Source organism: Trueperaceae bacterium (genome assembly GCA_002707365.1).
Classification (GTDB): Bacteria; Deinococcota; Deinococci; order Deinococcales; family Trueperaceae; genus UBA6957.
Map to the genome: position 1 here is coordinate 54,479 of PAMQ01000018.1, position 18,828 is coordinate 73,306.

At 48.0% G+C, this 18,828-nt stretch carries 15 protein-coding genes; 5 read left to right on the plus strand and 10 right to left on the minus strand.

What is annotated here, in order from left to right; genetic code table 11:
- The first annotated feature begins 60 nt into the window (after nucleotides 1-60).
- Entirely contained in the window at nucleotides 61-849 is a 789-nt protein-coding gene (locus tag CMO31_09010) for a short-chain dehydrogenase (GenBank protein MAZ54131.1), read from the plus strand.
- A 44-nt stretch (nucleotides 850-893) separates the two neighbouring features.
- On the opposite strand, the gene CMO31_09015 is transcribed toward CMO31_09010, so the two are convergent.
- The 9 genes from CMO31_09015 to CMO31_09055 form a co-directional block, all read right to left on the minus strand.
- Nucleotides 894-2,318 (minus strand): amidase, encoded by a 1,425-nt coding sequence (locus CMO31_09015; protein ID MAZ54132.1) that lies wholly within the window; start codon nucleotides 2,316-2,318, stop codon nucleotides 894-896.
- 57 nt (nucleotides 2,319-2,375) lie between these two features.
- The gene (locus CMO31_09020) at nucleotides 2,376-3,398 is read right to left on the minus strand and encodes a hypothetical protein (protein MAZ54133.1); all 1,023 of its coding nucleotides are present in this window, start codon (nucleotides 3,396-3,398) and stop codon (nucleotides 2,376-2,378) included.
- A gap of 303 nt (nucleotides 3,399-3,701) precedes the next feature.
- Nucleotides 3,702-4,982 carry a hypothetical protein gene (locus CMO31_09025; protein MAZ54134.1) on the minus strand — a complete coding sequence of 427 codons (1,281 nt, stop codon included), beginning with the start codon at nucleotides 4,980-4,982 and terminating at the stop codon, nucleotides 3,702-3,704.
- A gap of 7 nt (nucleotides 4,983-4,989) precedes the next feature.
- On the minus strand, nucleotides 4,990-5,862 hold the full coding sequence (locus tag CMO31_09030) for an outer membrane lipoprotein-sorting protein (protein MAZ54135.1): 873 nt from the start codon (nucleotides 5,860-5,862) through the stop codon (nucleotides 4,990-4,992).
- Nucleotides 5,849-7,174, minus strand: a complete 1,326-nt coding sequence (locus CMO31_09035) for a hypothetical protein (GenBank protein MAZ54136.1) — start codon at nucleotides 7,172-7,174, stop codon at nucleotides 5,849-5,851. The genes CMO31_09030 and CMO31_09035 overlap by 14 nt, the downstream gene beginning before the upstream one ends.
- Nucleotides 7,175-7,185: 11 nt before the next feature.
- Nucleotides 7,186-8,640 carry a hypothetical protein gene (locus tag CMO31_09040; protein MAZ54137.1) on the minus strand — a complete coding sequence of 485 codons (1,455 nt, stop codon included), beginning with the start codon at nucleotides 8,638-8,640 and terminating at the stop codon, nucleotides 7,186-7,188.
- The gene (locus CMO31_09045) at nucleotides 8,637-9,383 is read right to left on the minus strand and encodes an ABC transporter (GenBank protein ID MAZ54138.1); all 747 of its coding nucleotides are present in this window, start codon (nucleotides 9,381-9,383) and stop codon (nucleotides 8,637-8,639) included. The genes CMO31_09040 and CMO31_09045 overlap by 4 nt, the downstream gene beginning before the upstream one ends.
- 200 nt (nucleotides 9,384-9,583) lie before the next feature.
- On the minus strand, nucleotides 9,584-11,002 hold the full coding sequence (locus tag CMO31_09050) for a sulfatase (protein ID MAZ54139.1): 1,419 nt from the start codon (nucleotides 11,000-11,002) through the stop codon (nucleotides 9,584-9,586).
- 4 nt (nucleotides 11,003-11,006) lie between these two features.
- Complete coding sequence (locus CMO31_09055; GenBank protein ID MAZ54140.1) at nucleotides 11,007-12,614, minus strand: arylsulfatase; 1,608 nt, start codon at nucleotides 12,612-12,614, stop codon at nucleotides 11,007-11,009.
- Nucleotides 12,615-12,981: 367 nt separating this feature from the next.
- Between CMO31_09055 and CMO31_09060 the strand changes: the two genes are divergently transcribed.
- The 4 genes from CMO31_09060 (at nucleotide 12,982) to CMO31_09075 (ending at nucleotide 17,049) form a co-directional block, all read left to right on the plus strand.
- A complete protein-coding gene (locus CMO31_09060) occupies nucleotides 12,982-13,737 on the plus strand; it encodes an isochorismatase (protein MAZ54141.1) in 756 nt (251 codons plus the stop codon).
- 2 nt (nucleotides 13,738-13,739) lie between these two features.
- Nucleotides 13,740-14,753, plus strand: coding sequence for a hypothetical protein (locus CMO31_09065; GenBank protein MAZ54142.1), 1,014 nt, complete (start codon nucleotides 13,740-13,742; stop codon nucleotides 14,751-14,753).
- A gap of 32 nt (nucleotides 14,754-14,785) precedes the next feature.
- Nucleotides 14,786-15,640 (plus strand): sugar phosphate isomerase, encoded by an 855-nt coding sequence (locus CMO31_09070; protein ID MAZ54143.1) that lies wholly within the window; start codon nucleotides 14,786-14,788, stop codon nucleotides 15,638-15,640.
- A 164-nt stretch (nucleotides 15,641-15,804) separates the two neighbouring features.
- Nucleotides 15,805-17,049 (plus strand): hypothetical protein, encoded by a 1,245-nt coding sequence (locus CMO31_09075; GenBank protein ID MAZ54144.1) that lies wholly within the window; start codon nucleotides 15,805-15,807, stop codon nucleotides 17,047-17,049.
- Between the two features lie 180 nt (nucleotides 17,050-17,229).
- Here the strand turns inward: CMO31_09075 and CMO31_09080 are convergent, their stop codons facing one another.
- On the minus strand, nucleotides 17,230-18,822 hold the full coding sequence (locus tag CMO31_09080) for a hypothetical protein (protein MAZ54145.1): 1,593 nt from the start codon (nucleotides 18,820-18,822) through the stop codon (nucleotides 17,230-17,232).
- Between the last annotated feature and the right edge of the window lie 6 nt (nucleotides 18,823-18,828).

Consider the following 18,828-nt stretch of genomic DNA (forward strand, 5'->3'; position numbering starts at 1 on the left):
CTGATTTAATACAATTCGTTAATACGGTGGGCTGACAAATAAATTCAGGGAGGTATCAATATGGCGGGTCCTTTGCAGAACAAGTTGGCAATAGTAACTGGTGGAGGTCGTGGCATTGGTCGTGAGATAGCGTCCCGGCTAGCCACAGAAGGGGCTGATTGTATGCTAGTTGCCAGGACCACCAGCCAACTTCAGGATGCTGCTGAGGAAATCTCAAGACAGACTGGTCAGCGTGTCGAAATTTGCCCGACAGACCTCCGTACTTCTGAAGGTAGTTGTTGTGTTCTAGAGGCAGTAAAGACGAATTTTCATAAGGTCGACATATTAGTAAACAGTGCAGGTGCTACCCAGGTGGGAAATTTTCTCGAACTTAGTGACGATGTTTGGCAAGACGGGTTCGCCCTTAAATTTTTTGGAGCTGTGCGAGTCACGAGATTATTGTGGCCCATGCTTAAAGACAGTCACGGGGTTGTAATCAATATTATCGGTGGATATGCCCGGACGCCAACCTCCCAAGCCATGATCCCTGGCTCCGTTAACGCGGCCCTGACTAACTTTAGTAAGGCATTAGCAGAGTTGGGAATCGAGGATAACGTTAACGTAAACGCTGTCCATCCTGGTCTTACTGTAACCAAACGATTGACGAAACGGATTGATTCCCAAGCAAAGTTGAACGGGACCACAGTAGCGGAGGAGATGCAGGCAGCGACGGATCGAGCCGGGATTCGCCGGCTCGGTATGACTGAGGACGTTGCGAATCTCGTTGCCTTCTTATGTTCCCCTGAAGCTCGTCATGTTCACGGTGCTGCTATCGCGGTAGATGGGGGTGCTACTAAAGGAATGCACTGAATTGTAATCTATTGAGATTATGATTAAGGCGATCTAACTGGTAATTAAGGATTAGTTTCTTTACTCAATTTCGGCCAGTTACGCTGGCCCTTAGCTTGTTCAAAAGCATGAGCAATTTGAAGTACTCCCAGATCATCCTGGTGACGACCGACGATTTGTAGGCCAATCGGCAGGCCTTGAGGCGTGAAACCGGCAGGCACCGAAATTGCAGGATTACCCGTAACAGACACGTAGTAACACGATTTCATCCAATCGATGTATGTTTGCATCGGAACACCATTTATTTCCCTCACGTATTGTTCAGTCACATTGAATGGTGGGACCTGAGCTACAGGTAGAAGCAAGAAAGAGTAAGGCTTCATAAACTTACGGAGCCGGTGATATAACTCAGCTTGCTTTTCTAGAGAATCAGCAACTTGAGAGCCTGTTATTTTTGCCCCTTCCTCAACGTTCCAGATAATCGTTTCCTTGATTTGGTCGCGATGTTGTTTTACGAGGTCACCGTAAGAATGATGAAAAATCCACGCCCTCTGGACTTTGAAGATCTCATCGGCATCCGAGAAGTCGAAATCGACTTCCTCCACGACGCACCCTAACTCTTCGAACACAGTTCGTTGGGCTTCCAGTACTGCAGTAACACGACAATCAACAGGTAAATTGCCTAAGTTAGGGCTCCAGGCTACCCTGACACCCGAAAAATCTTTATCGAGAGGCTGGGCAAAAACCTCTCCACCCTCCCTTATTGCAATAGGTGATCTATCATCCGGGCCAGACAGGACGCTAAGAAGTAGGGCAACATCGGCAACGTTTCGGGCCATCGGTCCCTGAACAGAAAGAGTCGACCACGGAAATTTGTTAGGCCACACAGGAACTCTACCAGGCGAGGTACGAAAACCAACAACGTTACAAAAACTTGCAGGGTTACGGAGGCTACCACCGGTATCGCTACCATCTGCAAGCGGAAGCATGCCACAGGCTAAGGCTACCGCTGCGCCCCCGCTACTGCCACCACAAGTCTTGGTCAAATCATAAGGATTGAGAGTCGCTCCAAATACCTTGTTGAAAGTTTGCGAACCTGCTCCGAACTCCGGTGTGTTGGTTTTACCGATAGAGATTCCACCGGCTTTCTTCATCCTTTCGACAATGAGTTCGTCACGATTCGGGATCCAATCACGAAAGATTGGCGACCCTTTCGTCGTTCGGATACCCTTAGTTTCAACTAGATCCTTGTGAGCAATCGGGAGTCCAAACAATGGTCCAGGATTTCTTCTCTGAGCCAAAATCCTATCAGCCTCTCGGGCTTCCTTAAGAGCTTGATCAGGAAGCAGTGTCACGATAGCATTCACTACCGGATTCACCTTTTCGATCAAATCAAGGTGGGCTAACATAACTTCCTCAACTGATACCTTACGGCGACGTATCAAGCTAGCCAGATCGACTGCACTAGAACTGACGAGGTTATCGCGCATGGCTGTGGAGTTTACCACCCGCCTGAATTTATTCCCAGCAAATTAGGTGTAGCAAGGTCATTCCCAAGGATGTAAGATCACTTTGCCTGTCTCTTGGGTGGCTATGGTCTCGAATGCCCTTTGGATCTCATTAAGAGGGAATGTGTGGCTGACAAGTGCATCAAGACGCTTTGAACGTCTTATAACTTGCATGAGTTCGGGATACAAATTTAGATTGTAGTGCCATGAACCCATAACGGTAAGACCATTCTGAAGTAGATCACGACTCGGGTGCACCTCTATCGGAGTGGGCGTTTGACCTACATAAGCAACCTTTCCCCGTCTCCGCACAGCCTCTAAACAGAGTCGCTGAGCTACATTATTACCAGAGCAATCGATTGCAGCATCAACCCCGCCTTCCGACCAATCAAGGATGTCATCAAGCAGGGTACCTGAGGTCCCATCTAGGACAAGCTCGGCACCAAGTTCTATTGCTTTATCCCGTCGCCACGGAACTAGGTCAACCGCTATAACTCGAGCACCACGAAATGAAGCGTTCAGCACTCCCCCTAAGCCAACTGGTCCGAGGCCAGTGACAAGCAACGTATCAAAAGTATCAAGGCCAATAGACGTCATCGCTCCGAAGGTTGGACCTAGGGCACAAAGAGCCAGAGAAGCATGATCGAAGGAGACGTCCTGGGGGATTTGAGAGAGCAGACGAGCAGGTTTGAGAATGTATTGAGCCATGGTGCCATTACCATCCTCATTGCCAGTGACCGCCTGGTAGTTGTAATCGTTTTCACAGTAAACATAATCTCCAGCAATACAGAGATTGCAACGACCACAAGATAGCTTTGGTTGGACCACTACCCTGTCACCAACTTGAACGACACCTGGTTGTCCAACAGCAACTATTTCACCAGCCGCTTCGTGGCCCATGCCTTGAATCTGGCGACCAGAAAGCCAGTTTTTATATTCAGTGCACATGGGAATCGCTTGGATCTTAACCAACACCCAATCCTCTTTAGGTTCCGGGATTGGTACGTCAACGAGCCTGGCTTGCTGTTTCCCGTGAATGGCTGCGATCTTCATAGTTTCCATGAGCTAGGTACCTCCTGGAATGTAGGGCAAGGTTTTTCTTTGCCTTAAACGATACCACTGGGTGTGCAGGTATGCGCCCGGTAGAATGTAAGAGCGCCACGAATAGGTTGACGTTTGTGATTCTGGAAGTTGGTGAGAGTTAACTCTGGCCTCAAAAATTCATGGCTTAACGAGCGTAGAAGACATTGAGTAATTTCCATGGTACTGAACAGACTGTCCTAGCAGTCCAAGATTCAAGCCCAAGGGTTGGTTTTTTGTCCTTCACCTACGAAACGTTGTTCTAAAATGTCTAGGTCCAATCTATCAAAATGATTGACTGATTTTAATGCTGAGGCCTAGAGAGTTGCTTGGACCAATAACGCTGTACTCGGCACCTGTCGGGCCGTAAAAGTTTCGATAGTCAAGATTAACCGTGATGAATTCGATTCCAGAGTATGCCAATCCAGCCGTTATCAGGCCTGAGCCATCACTCAAGTTAGATAACCAAAAAAACGACGGGGTTACATCAGTACCGCCTATGTCCCGGGAACTGAGACTGAGAGCAGCATTGTGATGACCACGATCCAAAAGATCACTTGGGTTCATATTCCCTAAAGCAACCTGGCCAAGGAGAAACGATAATGCACTAGGATCTTCTGAAAATAATCGTGGGTTGTCATAACCGAGGCCATTAAATAGGTACTGGGCCGCAGCATTGATATTGAAGCGATCGTTATCGGTGTTGTACGAAAAACGACCACCTACTGTTCCAGAGGCAAACAAACCGTCTGACGTGGAGGTTAGGTATCCACCGGCGTCATCCTCAATTACAAATATTCGGTCAATATTTCCCTGTGCAACTGCCTCAGCGAATACTGTGATATCTTTGACGGCTCCGGTGATTGTCGTCATCACCGCCCAGGGTCCGTCAATCTGGTAGATCAGACCGGTGGTGATCTCTGACCGGCGGAACAAGAATTCATAACGTGCGGCAGCAGTAAAATTCCTTCCGTCCTCAAGGTCCTCCATGAGGAGATAACTAGTTAGGTTACTAGTGCCGATGGGTAACTGACCTTTAAGAGAGACTGGGCCAGCAAGCTCCTCATCCGTGTTCTCAGGGTCAATCCTCTCAATATTGATGAGGTTAGCCGGACTAAAAAAGAGGCCAACTCCCCAGTTAATAGCTTGTTTGCCTGCCCTTAAGAAAATGGTGTCAAAAACAGTTATGTCTGCAAACATTTCTCGTAAGCTCACACTGAGTCCTGTTTCCGTATTGTAGTTACCATCGAATTTAAGGAAAGCTCGGAAATCACTGGTTGGTCTAGCGTCTAGAAACAGCCGGGTGCTTAGATTTGCAAGGCCGCTACTAACAACTCTTTCATCACCCGCATCAAGGTCAAGATTAATGGTGCTAGAAACGGAAAAGCGTCCCCCAATAGAGATAGTTTCGCTTTTCAGAATGTCATCAAAAGGAGTGGCATCCTCATTTTCATCAACTTCAGTTACGAGCCCGGAATCGCTAAAGAGATCATCACCAAATGTGACCTGTCCGAGCGCCGTCGCCCCAAATAGACACATGAAAGCGACGGAAGCAATCTTGATCACGGTCCTGTTACCTATTGACACGTTCAACGTACGCTTTGGTGAAAACGTTGTTGGGGATTTCGGCGGTGGTGATTTCGGTAATGTTCACCTCAGTCATTTTGCCTTCTAGCAGAGCATCAACAAAGATCATTCGGTCTGCAATAAAGCTCTCACCAACCTTTGCGTAGCTCGGGTAAAACGAAGTTCTTAATAACCGTTTGGTTAAGCTATATTCCTCGCTTTTCAGCACTAAACCCTGTTCCCTGGTAACCCAAATCGTGAGGAATGGGTAGGTTACTTCATCGTTAATAGCTTCGAGCTCTAGGATCCAAACGTCAAAGTTGCCGAGGGTATCTTCAGTCGCTAGGGCTACGTCGTAATCGGGGGCTAAATTTGAGGCACCAAAGTCGTCGTTATTAGCGTCACTACCTTCGAAACTCTCACTTAGGGAGGTGTAAGTAAATTGGCGGCTCTCTGGATCGTAGAACCAAAGACCATCCTCGATGTTTAGGTAACCCTGTCCAAGTTGAGTCTCCGGTTTTAGGATTAAAAGTAGAAATTTGTCTTCATCGTCACGCCGGAAGAACCGCACCTGATTGGTCTCAGTACCCTCGTCAGGATCCTTGGATTCAAGAGTGAACGTTGCTGAGAAATCGCCAGTGAAATTACTACGATTATCGATTTCTACCAGTAGTTCTTCGAAATCTGGTGTCTGTGCATAAACAAGGGGAATTAAAACCAAAAGCCCCGTGATAATTATGGCGGTGAAGGCAAAATTGAGACGGATCTTAGGTAACAACGGAGTCTCCTTCTTTAATGGCCTAACACGATTAATTAGTTGAAGCCTGGTCATGTGAGTAATAAAGCATTGCCTGCTTTGCCTATGTTCAGTGGGTCGCACGGAGAGCCTCCGCAGGTTTGAGTCGAGCTGCAGCAGTAGCAGGAATTAGTACCGAAGCTACGCTCATAAAGCAGATAAGTAAAAGGTTAAACACTGTACTAGAGGGAGTGATGGAGAAATTAATACTACCTTGTCTTAAAAAGAAGCTAAAGTCGTTTGGGCCAAAATTTACGAGGCTAATACCGACCATGGCAAGCAGCGCAAATACCAAACCAACAATCGCGCCGCTGAAGGCGATGAAGAAAGCTTCCCAGATAAAGATGTTCCGGATTCCAGCACGATGGACTCCCATTGCACGCATAGTTCCTATTTCCGAAGTACGCTCGATCATCCCCATCCGATAGGAGTTTATGACACCGACCATAATTATCACAATGATCACTAGAAAAATTACCAGGGCGATGGTATTCATGGTGCGTACGAGATCGTTTAGACCTTCGAGCGCTTCATTAACGTTAGTGATTTCGAACTTAGTACCCCCCCAACGCTCTTCCTCATCAATTGTCGTGAGGCCTCCTATTTCAAACCATTCCGCAAAATCAGGTCCCCTTTCTTGTTGACCACGTGCTACGGTAGGCGCTGTTTTCCCAATTTCATTGAAAAGAGTTTCTGTTAAGGAATCTATTTCTGTTAAATCATTTAGATAGAGACTAAGCGTCTGGTATTGGTCGGGGGCCATGTCCAGAAGGTTGTTTAGGCCCTCGATGCGGGCGTATCCATAAGAGAAACCAAAGTCCTCATTACCTTGGATAGCTCCGGTAACTATGAAATCGCCAACGTTAATTTGACCATTGACAGTAGTTGCCTTAACGATGACACTTTCACCAACCTCAAGACCTAATTTGGTTACTGTTTCCTGCGGAAGTAGAAGACCCGTCTCAATTGCCAGAAAATCACTGGGAGCACCTTCAACAAAAGCGAGACTATCCAACAAACTTTCTTCCTGGGTTATGTCAACACCGACAAGCCATTCGGTCTCTTCATTACCACCGAAAATTAATGTGCCATTAGCTTGAGATCGATAGCTTAGTGTTTCAACTTTGTTCCCAAGAACCGCAACAGCTTCTTCAACTACGGTGGTATCACGGATTACTGTAATTTCACTTCCTAGATCACTCACCTCGCTGCCTTCAACGTAAATATGCCCACCCGCGGCATCAGCAACGTTAACCTCAACAGTGTTGATTAGGCCGCCGGTAAAGCCATTAATGAGCGTAAAGATGAAAAACCCAAATGCTACAGCCCCACCGAGCAACAGAGAGCGTTTGAGTTGTCGTACTACGTTCCGAAAGGCAATAAGCATGATTTGCATGGCGGACCCCCCTACTTTCTCTGCATTGCCTGGACAGGCGCGATACCAAGCGCGACTGAGGCAGGATAGAGGCTAGCGATAACTCCTATGACAGCTACAACACCCAACGATGTGAACAGCGACGTAATTGAAAGTACTGGGTTTAGGGTGTCGCCACCAAAAAGGATTTTTAGGAACAGACTGCTAGTCTGTATTCCTACGGCATTGAAGACTGCTACTATGGCTGTTCCCAATCCCATTCCGACCACACCAAAAACCACGGTAATCATAAGAACTTCTATCGTTATCATGCCACGCACAAATGATTTCTGACCGCCAATTGCTCGGACCGTACCGATCTCAGCGATCCTTTCAGTAACGGAAATTACAAGGGTATTCATAATGATAATGATCGCGACGACAGAAATTACAATGATGATGACGTTGAGAATAGTTCTGATGCCGAAGGCAATATTAGCGATAAACCCGGCAGCCCAACGCCAGTTTTCTATAACTATCGTGTTATTTAAGCGATCGGCTAGTTGTTCTCGGAGCGAGACCAGCGAAACTCCGTCGGCAACATCAAGTAGCAAAAAATGCCAGGCGTTATTGTCAACGGCGAGAAATTTTTCGCGGACTGAGGTGTCACCAAGGATGTTATCAAAGTCGAGTGTGCCGCTATCGTCAGAACTGGATTCAGCAGATAAAGATTCGCTAAACAATGTGTCGGAGCCACCACCAAACAACGAGTTTTCAGATATAGGTTCAATTGTTGTTGAGGAGTCAAGCTCAGCACTATTTCGAATAGCTGTAAGGCCAGTTAATGTCCGTAAGGTATTAGCATCGACGAATGAAATCCGGTCAAGTAAACCAGCAGCGTTCTCGTAATAGCCGATACCTTCAATTGTGACTTCGCGGATCTTAGTTCCTGTTACATTGTTGCGTCCGGAAAGCAGGATTGTATCACCCACCACTAGTTCAACCCCATTTTCTTCAAGGACGTCGTCAATAATAGTTTGTGATAAAAGTACGCCCTCTTGCCCATCTTTGAGAAAACTACCTGCAGTGAGGATAAACCGGTCTGGAAACATCTCGAAGTAACTACTTGGTTCAATTCCCCAAAGCAACGCAAAGGAGAGTGACCTGTCATCTTTACTTATTCCTGCAGCACTTGAAAGGATCGGTGTGAACTTTGTTATCCCCTCCATAGTTTGCAGATAGGTAACGAGATTTTTGTAGTCCTCTAGGGGTTTAGGCACCCCGCCGAAACCCCCTATGAAAGCAATATCTTCCTCATTCGTGGTGCGGAGGATCAGATCGCCAGTAAAGTTATGCTTGAAGCTGGACTCCATGCCCTGGGTAATGGTTCCCATTACCGAGTTACCCAGAACCAAGAAAGCTATTCCAATAGCTATAAGAGTACCGATTATGAGAGTCTTTATTTTGTGTTCTCGAAGGTTACGAAAAGCAATCTTTAGGAGAATCATGGTTGTGTTGGGTCAGTTTGAGCGACTGGTTCTGTCGCTTTATGGTTATCAGTAGAAGATTTGTAATCTTCAACTATCTCACCGTCTCGTAGTCGGATCACGTGATCCGCGATCTTCACGATGTCTGGGTCATGAGTACTGAAGATGAAGGTGGTATCTAGTTCCCTATTCATCTTCTTCATGAGTTCAATTATTCCCTCGCTCGTTTCAGTGTCCAGATTTGCGGTTGGTTCATCTGCCATAACGATGCTCGGCTTTGTAGCCAGAGCTCGAGCTATGGCTACCCGTTGACGCTGGCCGCCAGACAGTTCGTTGGATTTGTGGGTTCGCCAATCACTAAGTCCAACCTCATCAATAAGGTGGTTCACCCAACTAGCTCGTTCTTCTTTAGTAGAAGTACGTTTTCCAAGAAGTAGTGGAAACTCGACGTTTTCAAACACATTTAAGACCGGAATTAAGTTGAAGCTCTGAAAAATAAAACCGAGTACGTCGTGACGAAGCTTGGTAATCTGTTTGTCTTTAAGTGTGGAAGTCTCTACGTTGTCAATAAAGACGTTGCCTGACGTAGCGGTGTCTATGCAACCAATAAGATTAAGGATAGTTGACTTGCCGGACCCCGAAGGTCCGGAGATGGAAGCGAAGTCACCTTTCTCGATGTTAAAGGTAATATCCTTGAGTGCATGGACCTCAGTCTTTCCCAGAGGATAGATTTTGTTAACGTCGGTTAGCTGGACGATGGCCATGGTAAGTCCCCTTGCGTGAATTAGAAATCATACATCTTAGACTCGCCTCCCAGAAGATCTAATGTGGTGTTAATGGGCGAGTATCAAAGGACATTATGCGATTTTCAAAGTGATGTAACAGTATCCTGTCCCCGAATTTAACTTATCCATTCCTCAAGTCTCAGGTTGTTGGTTAACGAGTCAAAATTAAATTACTACTTTTAGGGGGTCTGCTGTGGGTAAGGTTCATCACCAAGCTCGACTTGCAAATGCCTTAATTCTGTGCGTAGTTGTTCTCTGAGATGGGCATAGGTGGGGTCTGAATAAAGGTTTTGCAGTTCCTCAGGGTCGCGTTTGAGATCAAATAACTCCCACGTTGGATTGGTATGGTCACCAGTAGCTCCGGTAGCGTTGAGTGGATCTCCATAGTAGTAAATGAGTTTGTGGTTTTCTGTACGTATACCGTAATGAGCTGGCACGTTGAAGTGAGCGCCGTGCATCCAATACCGGTAGTACATTGACTTACGCCAGGTAAGTGGGTTGTCTCCACTGACGATTGATCGAAGTGATTGGCCCTGAACTTCGTTTGGGATCTCGAGATGGGCGAGATCGAGCAGCGTCGGTGCGAAGTCAACGTTCAGTGCCATTTTTCTAGAGGATGTACCTGCTGGGATTTCACGGGGGTAACGAATGAGGAAGGGAATGCGGATCGAAGGTTCGTACATGTACCTTTTATCATAAAAACCGTGCTCACCAAGGAAGAAACCGTGATCCGACGTGTAAATGACGATAGTGTTGTCGCTGAGGTTGTGTTCATCAAGGTAGCCAAGCAGGCGTCCGACGTTTTCGTCAATGGCAGCTACACACCGGAGATAGCTCTTAATGAAGGTCTGGTACAACCAGGAATAGCGTTGTTCTTCGTTAAGACCATCAGGAATTGATTCTGGTAGGTGTTGTTTATCAAAGCCAAGCATTCTCTCAACACGTTGTGTAGATAGGGCTGCGGCTGGTCGTCCAGCAAGATTATCGTGAAGGGTGCAAGGCTCCGGAACATCAACGTTGGTCAGGATATCCGAATGACGAGGGTGATATTGGAAGGGATCGTGAGGCGCCTTGTGCCCCAACCACAAAAGAAAGGGTTGACTAGGATCACGTCTTTCGAGCCAATCTAGGGATAAATCAGTCAGGACATCCGTTACATAACCTGAGTGATGCTGCATTCCTCGTGAGGTCAAGGTCGTAGGCTCAAAATATTTTCCCTGTCCTGAGTTTGAAGCTAAAACATTCCATTCATCAAAGTCGATAGGATTGCTTTGCCCACCATGTCCAAGGTGCCACTTGCCTATCATGGCCGTTTGATAGCACGCTTGGTGGAAGGAGTTCGCGAGGGTCCACTGTTGACTGTGGTTGATGGTGTCATCAAGGGTCTTGATTCCGTTGGTGTGACTGTACATACCAGTGAGCATGGTCGCTCGAGCTGGGGTGCAAATTGCATTGGTGCAAAAGCAATTGTCAAGACGCATTCCCTCGTCTGCTATTCGGTCTAGGTTGGGCGTTGGAACAAGAGTGGGTCCATAGCAATTCAGGGCAGAGGGCGTGTGGTCGTCAGCCGTAATGAATACGACGTTGGGCTGTTTCATCCCTTTAAGCCCGACCCTGTTCCTTTCGGAGTTCCAAGATTTCGTCCCACGGTTTTACTCCACACCGGTCAGCCCAGTGTTGATACAGGCCTGATAATTCCTTAACCACTTCAGGATGTTCTGAAGAAAGATCTTTCAATTCCGTGCGGTCACGCTCGATATCGTAGAGCTCCCAACCACCCGGGTATTTTGTGACTAGCTTCCATCGTCCCTTTCGGACTGCCCTGTTACCCTCGTGCTCCCAAGTTAGAACTTCACGTTCAAATTCGCCACCCGTAAAGACCGATGCCAGGCTGTAACCCTCGTGCGGCTGTATAACTTGGCCCCGAAACGTTTCCGGGTAATTGACCTTTGCGATATCCAAACAGGTGGCCATAATGTCGGGAAGTTGAGCTGGTTCGTGGCGCAAACTACCAGAATCACTAATGCCTTGAGGCCAATGAGCGATAAATGGCGTAGCGATTCCTCCCTCGTGGACCCAGTGTTTATACTCCCGGAAAGGGGTGTTGCTAACGTTGGCCCATGGCACCCCATAAGTTTGATACGTAAGTTCACTTCCCGGCATTACCTTTCGGTCATTACCCATCTGTACAACTCTTCCATCCGGGGTTACAGCTTCTGTAGTTCTCATAGTTGGTAACTCTTCAGCGCAACCACCGTTGTCGGCAAGGAACATAATTAGGGTGTTCTCCAACTGTCCAGTTACCTCTAGCCCCTCGATAATTCTGCCGATACCGCGGTCCATGCATTCGATCTGAGCCGCATAGACCTCCATTCTTCTGACCTGCCAGGCTTTATCCTCAGCATCTCCCCAAGAAGTCTGACTTTGATCGCGCGGAGAGAGTTGCCAATCGGATTGAATAATTCCTTCGCTAACAAGTCGTTCCATGCGCTCTTCCCGGAGCTTGTCCCAACCCCGATCAAAGCGACCTCGGTAGTTTTCAATGTCTTCTGGATGAGCATGCAAAGGCCAGTGGGGCGCCGTATAAGCAACGTACTGAAAGAACGGTTTTCCGGAGTAATCTAAGGCGTGTTGCTCTACTTGGATAACAGCTTCCTCACTGATGGCATCAGTGAGGAAGTACTCGCCAGGTGGCGTATCGATACGTTTATTGTTTCGCGTTAGCGTTTTGGGGTGGAAATAACTTGAAGCTCCCGTAAGAATACCGTAGTAAGAGTCGAAGCCTCGCTGACAAGGCCAGTTGTGATTGGGTCCGTCTGGAGAAATGTGACGGGTCACGTGCCACTTTCCTGACATGTATGTCCGGTACCCCCCGGCACCCAAGGCCTCAGCGATCGTTACTGTGTTTGGATTTAAGTCTCCTAAATAACCATCTATGCCATCGTCATCAGTCATGTGTCCAACATCAGCCTGATGAGGATGGAGTCCCGTCAGGAGAGACGCCCGTGAGGGACAACATCGGGCCGTGTTATAGAACTGGCTAAAGCGTAGTCCGCCAGAAGCCAAACGGTCTAAGTTTGGGGTGTTGATCTCGCCTCCGTAACAACCAAGGTCGGAGAAGCCCATGTCGTCATTCAGGATCACGATGATGTTGGGCCGAGAGCCATCCCCTAATGATGGTGAAGTATCTTTATCAGAGTAAGGTCCCATTCGCTAATAGTCGCACACTTCTCGCATCTTCGTAGCCAAATCATTGGAAGACTAACTCAGACTTTATATTCCTACGAGTCTGAAAAGTTCGACCTGTCGTGTTTTTTTCTAAATTATTTCGAAGTAAGCCACTCGGGGTTGAGTGGGCACCTGGGGGGGAAATAACCTTCTCCTTTCAGGCGGCTTACTGAAACCTAATTACCAAGCGACAACTATTGTTTAGTAGAGTCAGGGTAGCTCATTAGTTTGGGCTGCAGCACCATACGGGGGGTCGTCATGGCTGCACTTACTGAGCAAGTAACAACCGAACAGGCCGAATTGTCCACATGAACGGATATGTGTGTGACTTGCGACGGAGGGCTGGTCTATGCGACGAAGGGTGTTAGTTAAGGATAAGGATGGACGTAGGATTTGGCAGGCCGAAACTCAAGATGCGAAACTTGTGCCCAGCAAGACGGCTCTCCTCTTATGTGATGTTTGGGACAGTCACTGGAGTCAGGGTGCGCGCGAAAGGCTTGACGACCTAATTCCTTTAATGGACGAGGTGGTACAGGTAGCCAGAGAAGCTGGTGTCCAGATCATCCATGCTCCATCCGATACCATGTCGTTTTATGCGGGTATGCCTGCCCGCCAGCGGGTACTTGATACACCGACAATCGAAGTGCCACCTGATATAGAGCGCGCTGACCCTCCTCTTCCCATAGACGATTCTGATCATGGTTCTGATACAGATGATCCTGAGAGAAAGAGGAGCGCAGATGGTCGTCTGGTAAGTCCCTGGAATCGCCAGCACGCAGGCATAAAGATAGATCAAGAACGCGACGGTATATCTGACGACGGCCGCGAAATCTTTTCCTTTCTACGTCCTCGTAGTATCGAGCGTGTGATTGTGATGGGTGTTCACACTAATATGTGTGTCCTTAACCGCTCCTTTGCCATCAAACAGCTAGTGCGCTGGGGATTCGAGGTGGCACTTATACGCGACCTAACAGATTCCCTGTACAATCCCTCCATGCCTCCCTACGTCAGTCATGAAGAAGGCACTAGGTTGGTAGTGGAATATATCGAGGCATTTTGGTGCCCTTCTATTTCCAGTGCCGAAGTGCTTAAGTTAGGTGGTTGATAATGAGCCAGTCGCAGTCAAGAATCTTGGTTCTACCGCGCCCTAAGCTTTACCAGGAGCTATTCGGGCCTGACGATGATCGCCTTCTTCGTTCCCTTGGCGAGGTAGTTCTCCACGAGTCTGAGTCTGGTCCATCCGCCGAAGAATTAGCTGCCAATATTGGTGGTTTTGACATCGTGGTGACAGGTTGGGGCAGTCCGATATTCACAGACGAAGTTGTGAAAGCTGCAACCGATCTGAAGTTACTCACCCATACTGCTGGGTCCATCAAATACATGTTTCCGCCAGTTTTGTTCGAGCGTGGCATTAAGATTACTCACGCCGCCCCAGCGATTGCAGGTGCCGTAGCCGAATGGGCATTATTACTTATTCTCACAATGCTCCAACGACCTCATCTTCACGATCGCAACATTCGGGACGGGGTCTGGGATAAAGGTGCTCCACCTGTAAGGCGAGAATTGGTGGGCCAACGCGTTGGCTTGGTGGCCGCCAGTTACACAGGGCGTTCCTTAGCGAAGTTGCTTCGCGGTATCGGTACCGAGGTTTGGATTGCTGACCCGTACCTTGAAAACACTGAGGCTTTAGATCTCGGTGTGCAGAAAGTCGGATTAGATCAATTGTTTTCTGAGTGTCGAATAGTATCTCTACATGCGCCGATAACACCTGAAACCCACAAGATGATTGGGAAGCGAGAACTCGCGCTACTGGAGGATGGCGCGCTGTTCGTAAACACAGCTCGATCCTGGCTTGTAGATGAACTAGCATTAATTGCTGAACTCCAATCAGGGCGCATCAATGCTGCTCTCGACGTATTCGACAACGAGCCCTTGCCTGGAGATAATCCCTTTCGAGATCTTTCTAAAGAAAATGTTCTTTTGACACCTCATATGGCGGCCCATACAGTTGAGGCGCGGCGTCGCCAGGGCGCCCACATGATTGCTGAGATTCAACGATATTTGGCAGGAGAATCCCTTCTATACGAGGTGAAACAAGAAAACCTAGTAACCATGGCGTAATCTTTAAGGGGGAGCGTGAAACAGTGAAGTTGATGATGTTTTCAAAGCACTTGGGATCACTCTCGGTCGCCGATGCTGGATTAGAAATTAAGAATTTAGGATTCGAAGGTGTTGACCTCACCGTCCGACCGGGTGGTCATGTCAACCCAGAAAAAGTAATCTCAGAGCTTCCACTAGCGGTCGACTCACTAAAAGAACTGGGTCTAGAGGTACCCTTAATTACGACCAACGTGACCGCAGCTGATGAACAGTACGCAACTGACGTGTTTGATACGGCGGCCACTCTAGGTATAAACGAGTTAAAACTAGGATATTGGCCATACCCTGGATTTGGTACTATTCATGCAACACTCAAGGAAGTTTCGAAGAAGCTGGATGGTATCGAGGCTCTGGCAACTACTACGGGGGTCCGGGCTAACGTTCACATCCACTCTAACACCGTTATCTCGGCACTTGCCCCTTTCGTTTGGGAATTAATTAGGGACCGAGATCCTGCGGCCGTGGGTGCTTACGTGGATCCAGGCCACATGGCCGTAGAGGGTGGCGTCGAAGGTTGGCGCATGGGTCTTGACCTACTATCCCATCGCACGACAATGGTCGCCGTAAAGGACATGGCTTGGGAACAGATAGAGGATCAGACGTTAGGCAAGTCTCGTTGGGTTACCAAATTAGTTCCTTTAAACCGGGGGGTAGTGCCCTGGCCAGAGGTGTTTAGTTGTTTGAATCAGGCAGGCTTTAATGGCTGGTTTTCAGTTCACAGTGAATATCAGGGCGGTCACTCTTGGCGCGACTTGACCCTTACAGATCTACTTGCGCAGACGCATCAGGACTTAGAATACTTGCGGTGGGCTTCAGAGGCTGGGGTCGAAAAATTAACTCAGCAATGAAAGGCGACGTACTGCCAAGGAGCGGTAATTCGCAAGCTAATTGGTGCCCCATTAACTAAGCGCCTAAGTGTTACCTGTTTTTGTTTTCTGTAATCTCCCGTTGGCGGACAAGATAGAGTGGGATCGAGCGCCGAAGAAGGCTGACTACTTTATTGGAGGAATCGATGATGAACCCTTCCATCGCTAGAGCTAAGAGTGGCCCCCTTAATGGGAAAAAGATTGCCCTGATAGCTGGAAGTGAGTTTAGTGATTTCCAGGCTTATTACCTACTTGAGTATCTCAGCGAATTTGGTGGCGAACCAGAATGCCTCGTGATCTCTTGGCCTGAAGCTTCATGGAAATGGTCTAGGCCACATATGAACGATGGTACCCGCGGGACCTTCGGACTTCCTTTGAATCCTGTTCCGACTATGGCCCCTGGGGAGCGCTACAACTATAAGACGTTCACTTCGAGAGATGAACTACAGCCATCCAAAGCTCGTGAGTATGATGCCGTCGTGGTATTGGGTGGGCATTCTGCTGACGTAATACGAACTGAGACGCCGGTGACTCAATTTGTTAAGGAAGCTTTTGATAATGGTGCTGTCGTTGCAGGTCTTGAATGCGGACCTATGGTCTTGATGAGTGCCGGGATAGTGCATGGACAGAACGTTACAGGGTACAAGGTAATCAAAACGTTTCTAGGAGAACTAGGAACCTACCATGATGTCCCAGTGGTTCGTGACGGAAATCTTATTACAGCCCGTGATAGTGATGCTACGGCTGAATTCACTAGAGAGCTATGCCGAGCATTCGATCCCCATTTTCCACTTTATAACCAGGACGTCCTAAAAGGTAAAAGAATTGTGATTATCGCTGGTCAGGACTTTGAAGACGTCGAACTTTGTGTTCCAGCTATGGAGTTCAGCTGGCGCGGGGCAGAGGTTATTCTCGGAACCTTCCCCGCACCGGTAGTATCTCGACCCCCTATGCTAGGTCTTGATGTAGTAATGGGTAATTTCGGAATGTCCGTTCCTTTTCAAGAGTTAAAGGATGAAAGCTATGTTGTCAGGCCACTTCGAGAACTTTCCCTTACCGAGTTCGATGCCATCATGATCCCTGGCGCGTTTTGCCCCTGGCATTGCATCGAAGACGAGTACCCTGTTGATCTCGTTAAACGGTCTTATCATGCAGGGAAGGTTGTAGCGGCAATCTGTCACGGACCGTTAGTATTTGCTGCGGCAGATTTGGTTCGTGGTAAGAACGTTGCTGCTTACGCTGCATGTTCGGATGATCTCAAAACAATGGGTGCTAACTATGACCCTTCCTGGCCCGCAGTGATTGACGGAAACATGGTCACAGCTCGCGTCCCTGATGATGTGCCTGAATTTGTGGATGCCATTACGGATGCTCTAACTGGCATACAATGACCTCCCGAAAGACAAAAAGTTCAAAAGCTCGGGCGCTAATGCTTAATACCAATCGGAGATCGCGGTCCGGTATTAAGCATTGATAATTTCCAGGTGCATTCCAACGGACCTTGTGTCGAGAGCTTACCTAGGCTAGGTTAATTCTGGTGTTTCTTTGTCTGAAAAAATCTATCGTTTACCTTACTTGGTTTTAAGGAGCCCTTGGTTCTCTTCTACCCAGTAGTTATCATTTTCGAAGACAACACGTAGCAGGCCTTCGCTGTTACTGTACTGGACACCATGCTCATCAATTTCTTCTATGGTCTCTGGACCTGCCATGAGCGGAGTCCTGATATTCGATAAAAAGCGGGATTGAAGGTTTTGAGGGAGGCGACGCAAGTGTATTCTGTAAAGAGCAGTCCGATGCAGGGCTACATCAATCCATCGATGGTTACGCCAACGAATAAACAGATAAAAGGCGCTCACACCAGTGCCCATTACCAATGCAAACCAAATACTCCAGATTCCCAGGTCAAAGGGTATGGCTAGAAGGTAGGCCAGGGGAATAGCAAGGATCCAACCGCCAATGATGGTGGCGAATAGTGACGGTTTAGTATCCCCTGCGCCACGTAGAGCTCCGTCCGCTACCATTCCAACTGCGATTAGAGGTTGACCTAAGGCATTAATCCTTAGGAATGACGATCCCGCCTCTATTACAGTTGGATGTGCACTAGGATCGAATAGTCTTATTAGAGCGGGTGCAAGGAAAAATAGTGGCAAAGTAATTACAGACATAACCAAGACCCCTAGAGCAATAGCAGCGTTGCCTCGTCGACGGGCGTCCTCGAGCTGCCAAGCCCCTAAAGCCTGTCCTACTAGACTAGTGGCTGCAATGTGAATAGCGAAGCCTGGCATCCAAGAGAGTGACATGACCTGCAGTCCAATTGCTAGTGCAGCCGCTCCGTAGGTACCAGCTGCGGTAGCTGTAACAATTCTCATGACCATGAGTTGATTTGATTGACGTAGTACTGACTGAATGCCAGCTGGCAGGCCTATCGACAAGATGTCCCAGAAAGTTTGCCAGTTCGGGAGGTAAGTACCCGGCAGGAGGCGAACGACATTTCTTCCAGAGTAAATAAGCGTCAGGCATATGGTCATCCCTATTACTCGGGAGGCTAAAGTAGAAACAGCTGCTCCCGTTACCCCCATGGCTGGGAAGGGACCTGGTCCGAAAATAAAAAGGTAATTTAGGACAATGTTTATGACATTAACTACCCCTGTCACGTAAAGAGGGGTTAAGGTATCGCCCGCTCCCTGCATAATACTGTTAACCAAAAAGCTACCAACAAGAAAAAATGTCCCTAAGAACAATAGCTCGAGATACTCTCTTCCTATAGCCACAGCCAGAGGATCACCGCCGCCGTTGAGAAAGCTGAGTAGGGGTTCAGCAACTAAGTAACCCACGCTACTCAAGATCACTGAAACGATCACTGCTAACGACATTGATTGGCGAAACACGTCACTCAGTCGCTGTGGATTACGAGCTCCTTTTGCCTGAGCAGCTAAAGCCATCGCGCCAGTGACTACAGCCAGAATGAATGTGTTGACCAACATCCGGATTGCCACGCTCATGCCCACAGCAGCGATCTCAAGTGGTCCAAGTCGGCCGACCATGAATATGTCCACAACGTGCAAAAGCGTCATGAGCAGGTTGGTAAATATGATTGGAAGTGCTAGCCGCCAGACCTGGCGGAAAGTGGGAAGATAGCGGCTTACGAGATTAGTTACGGTCATTAGTTA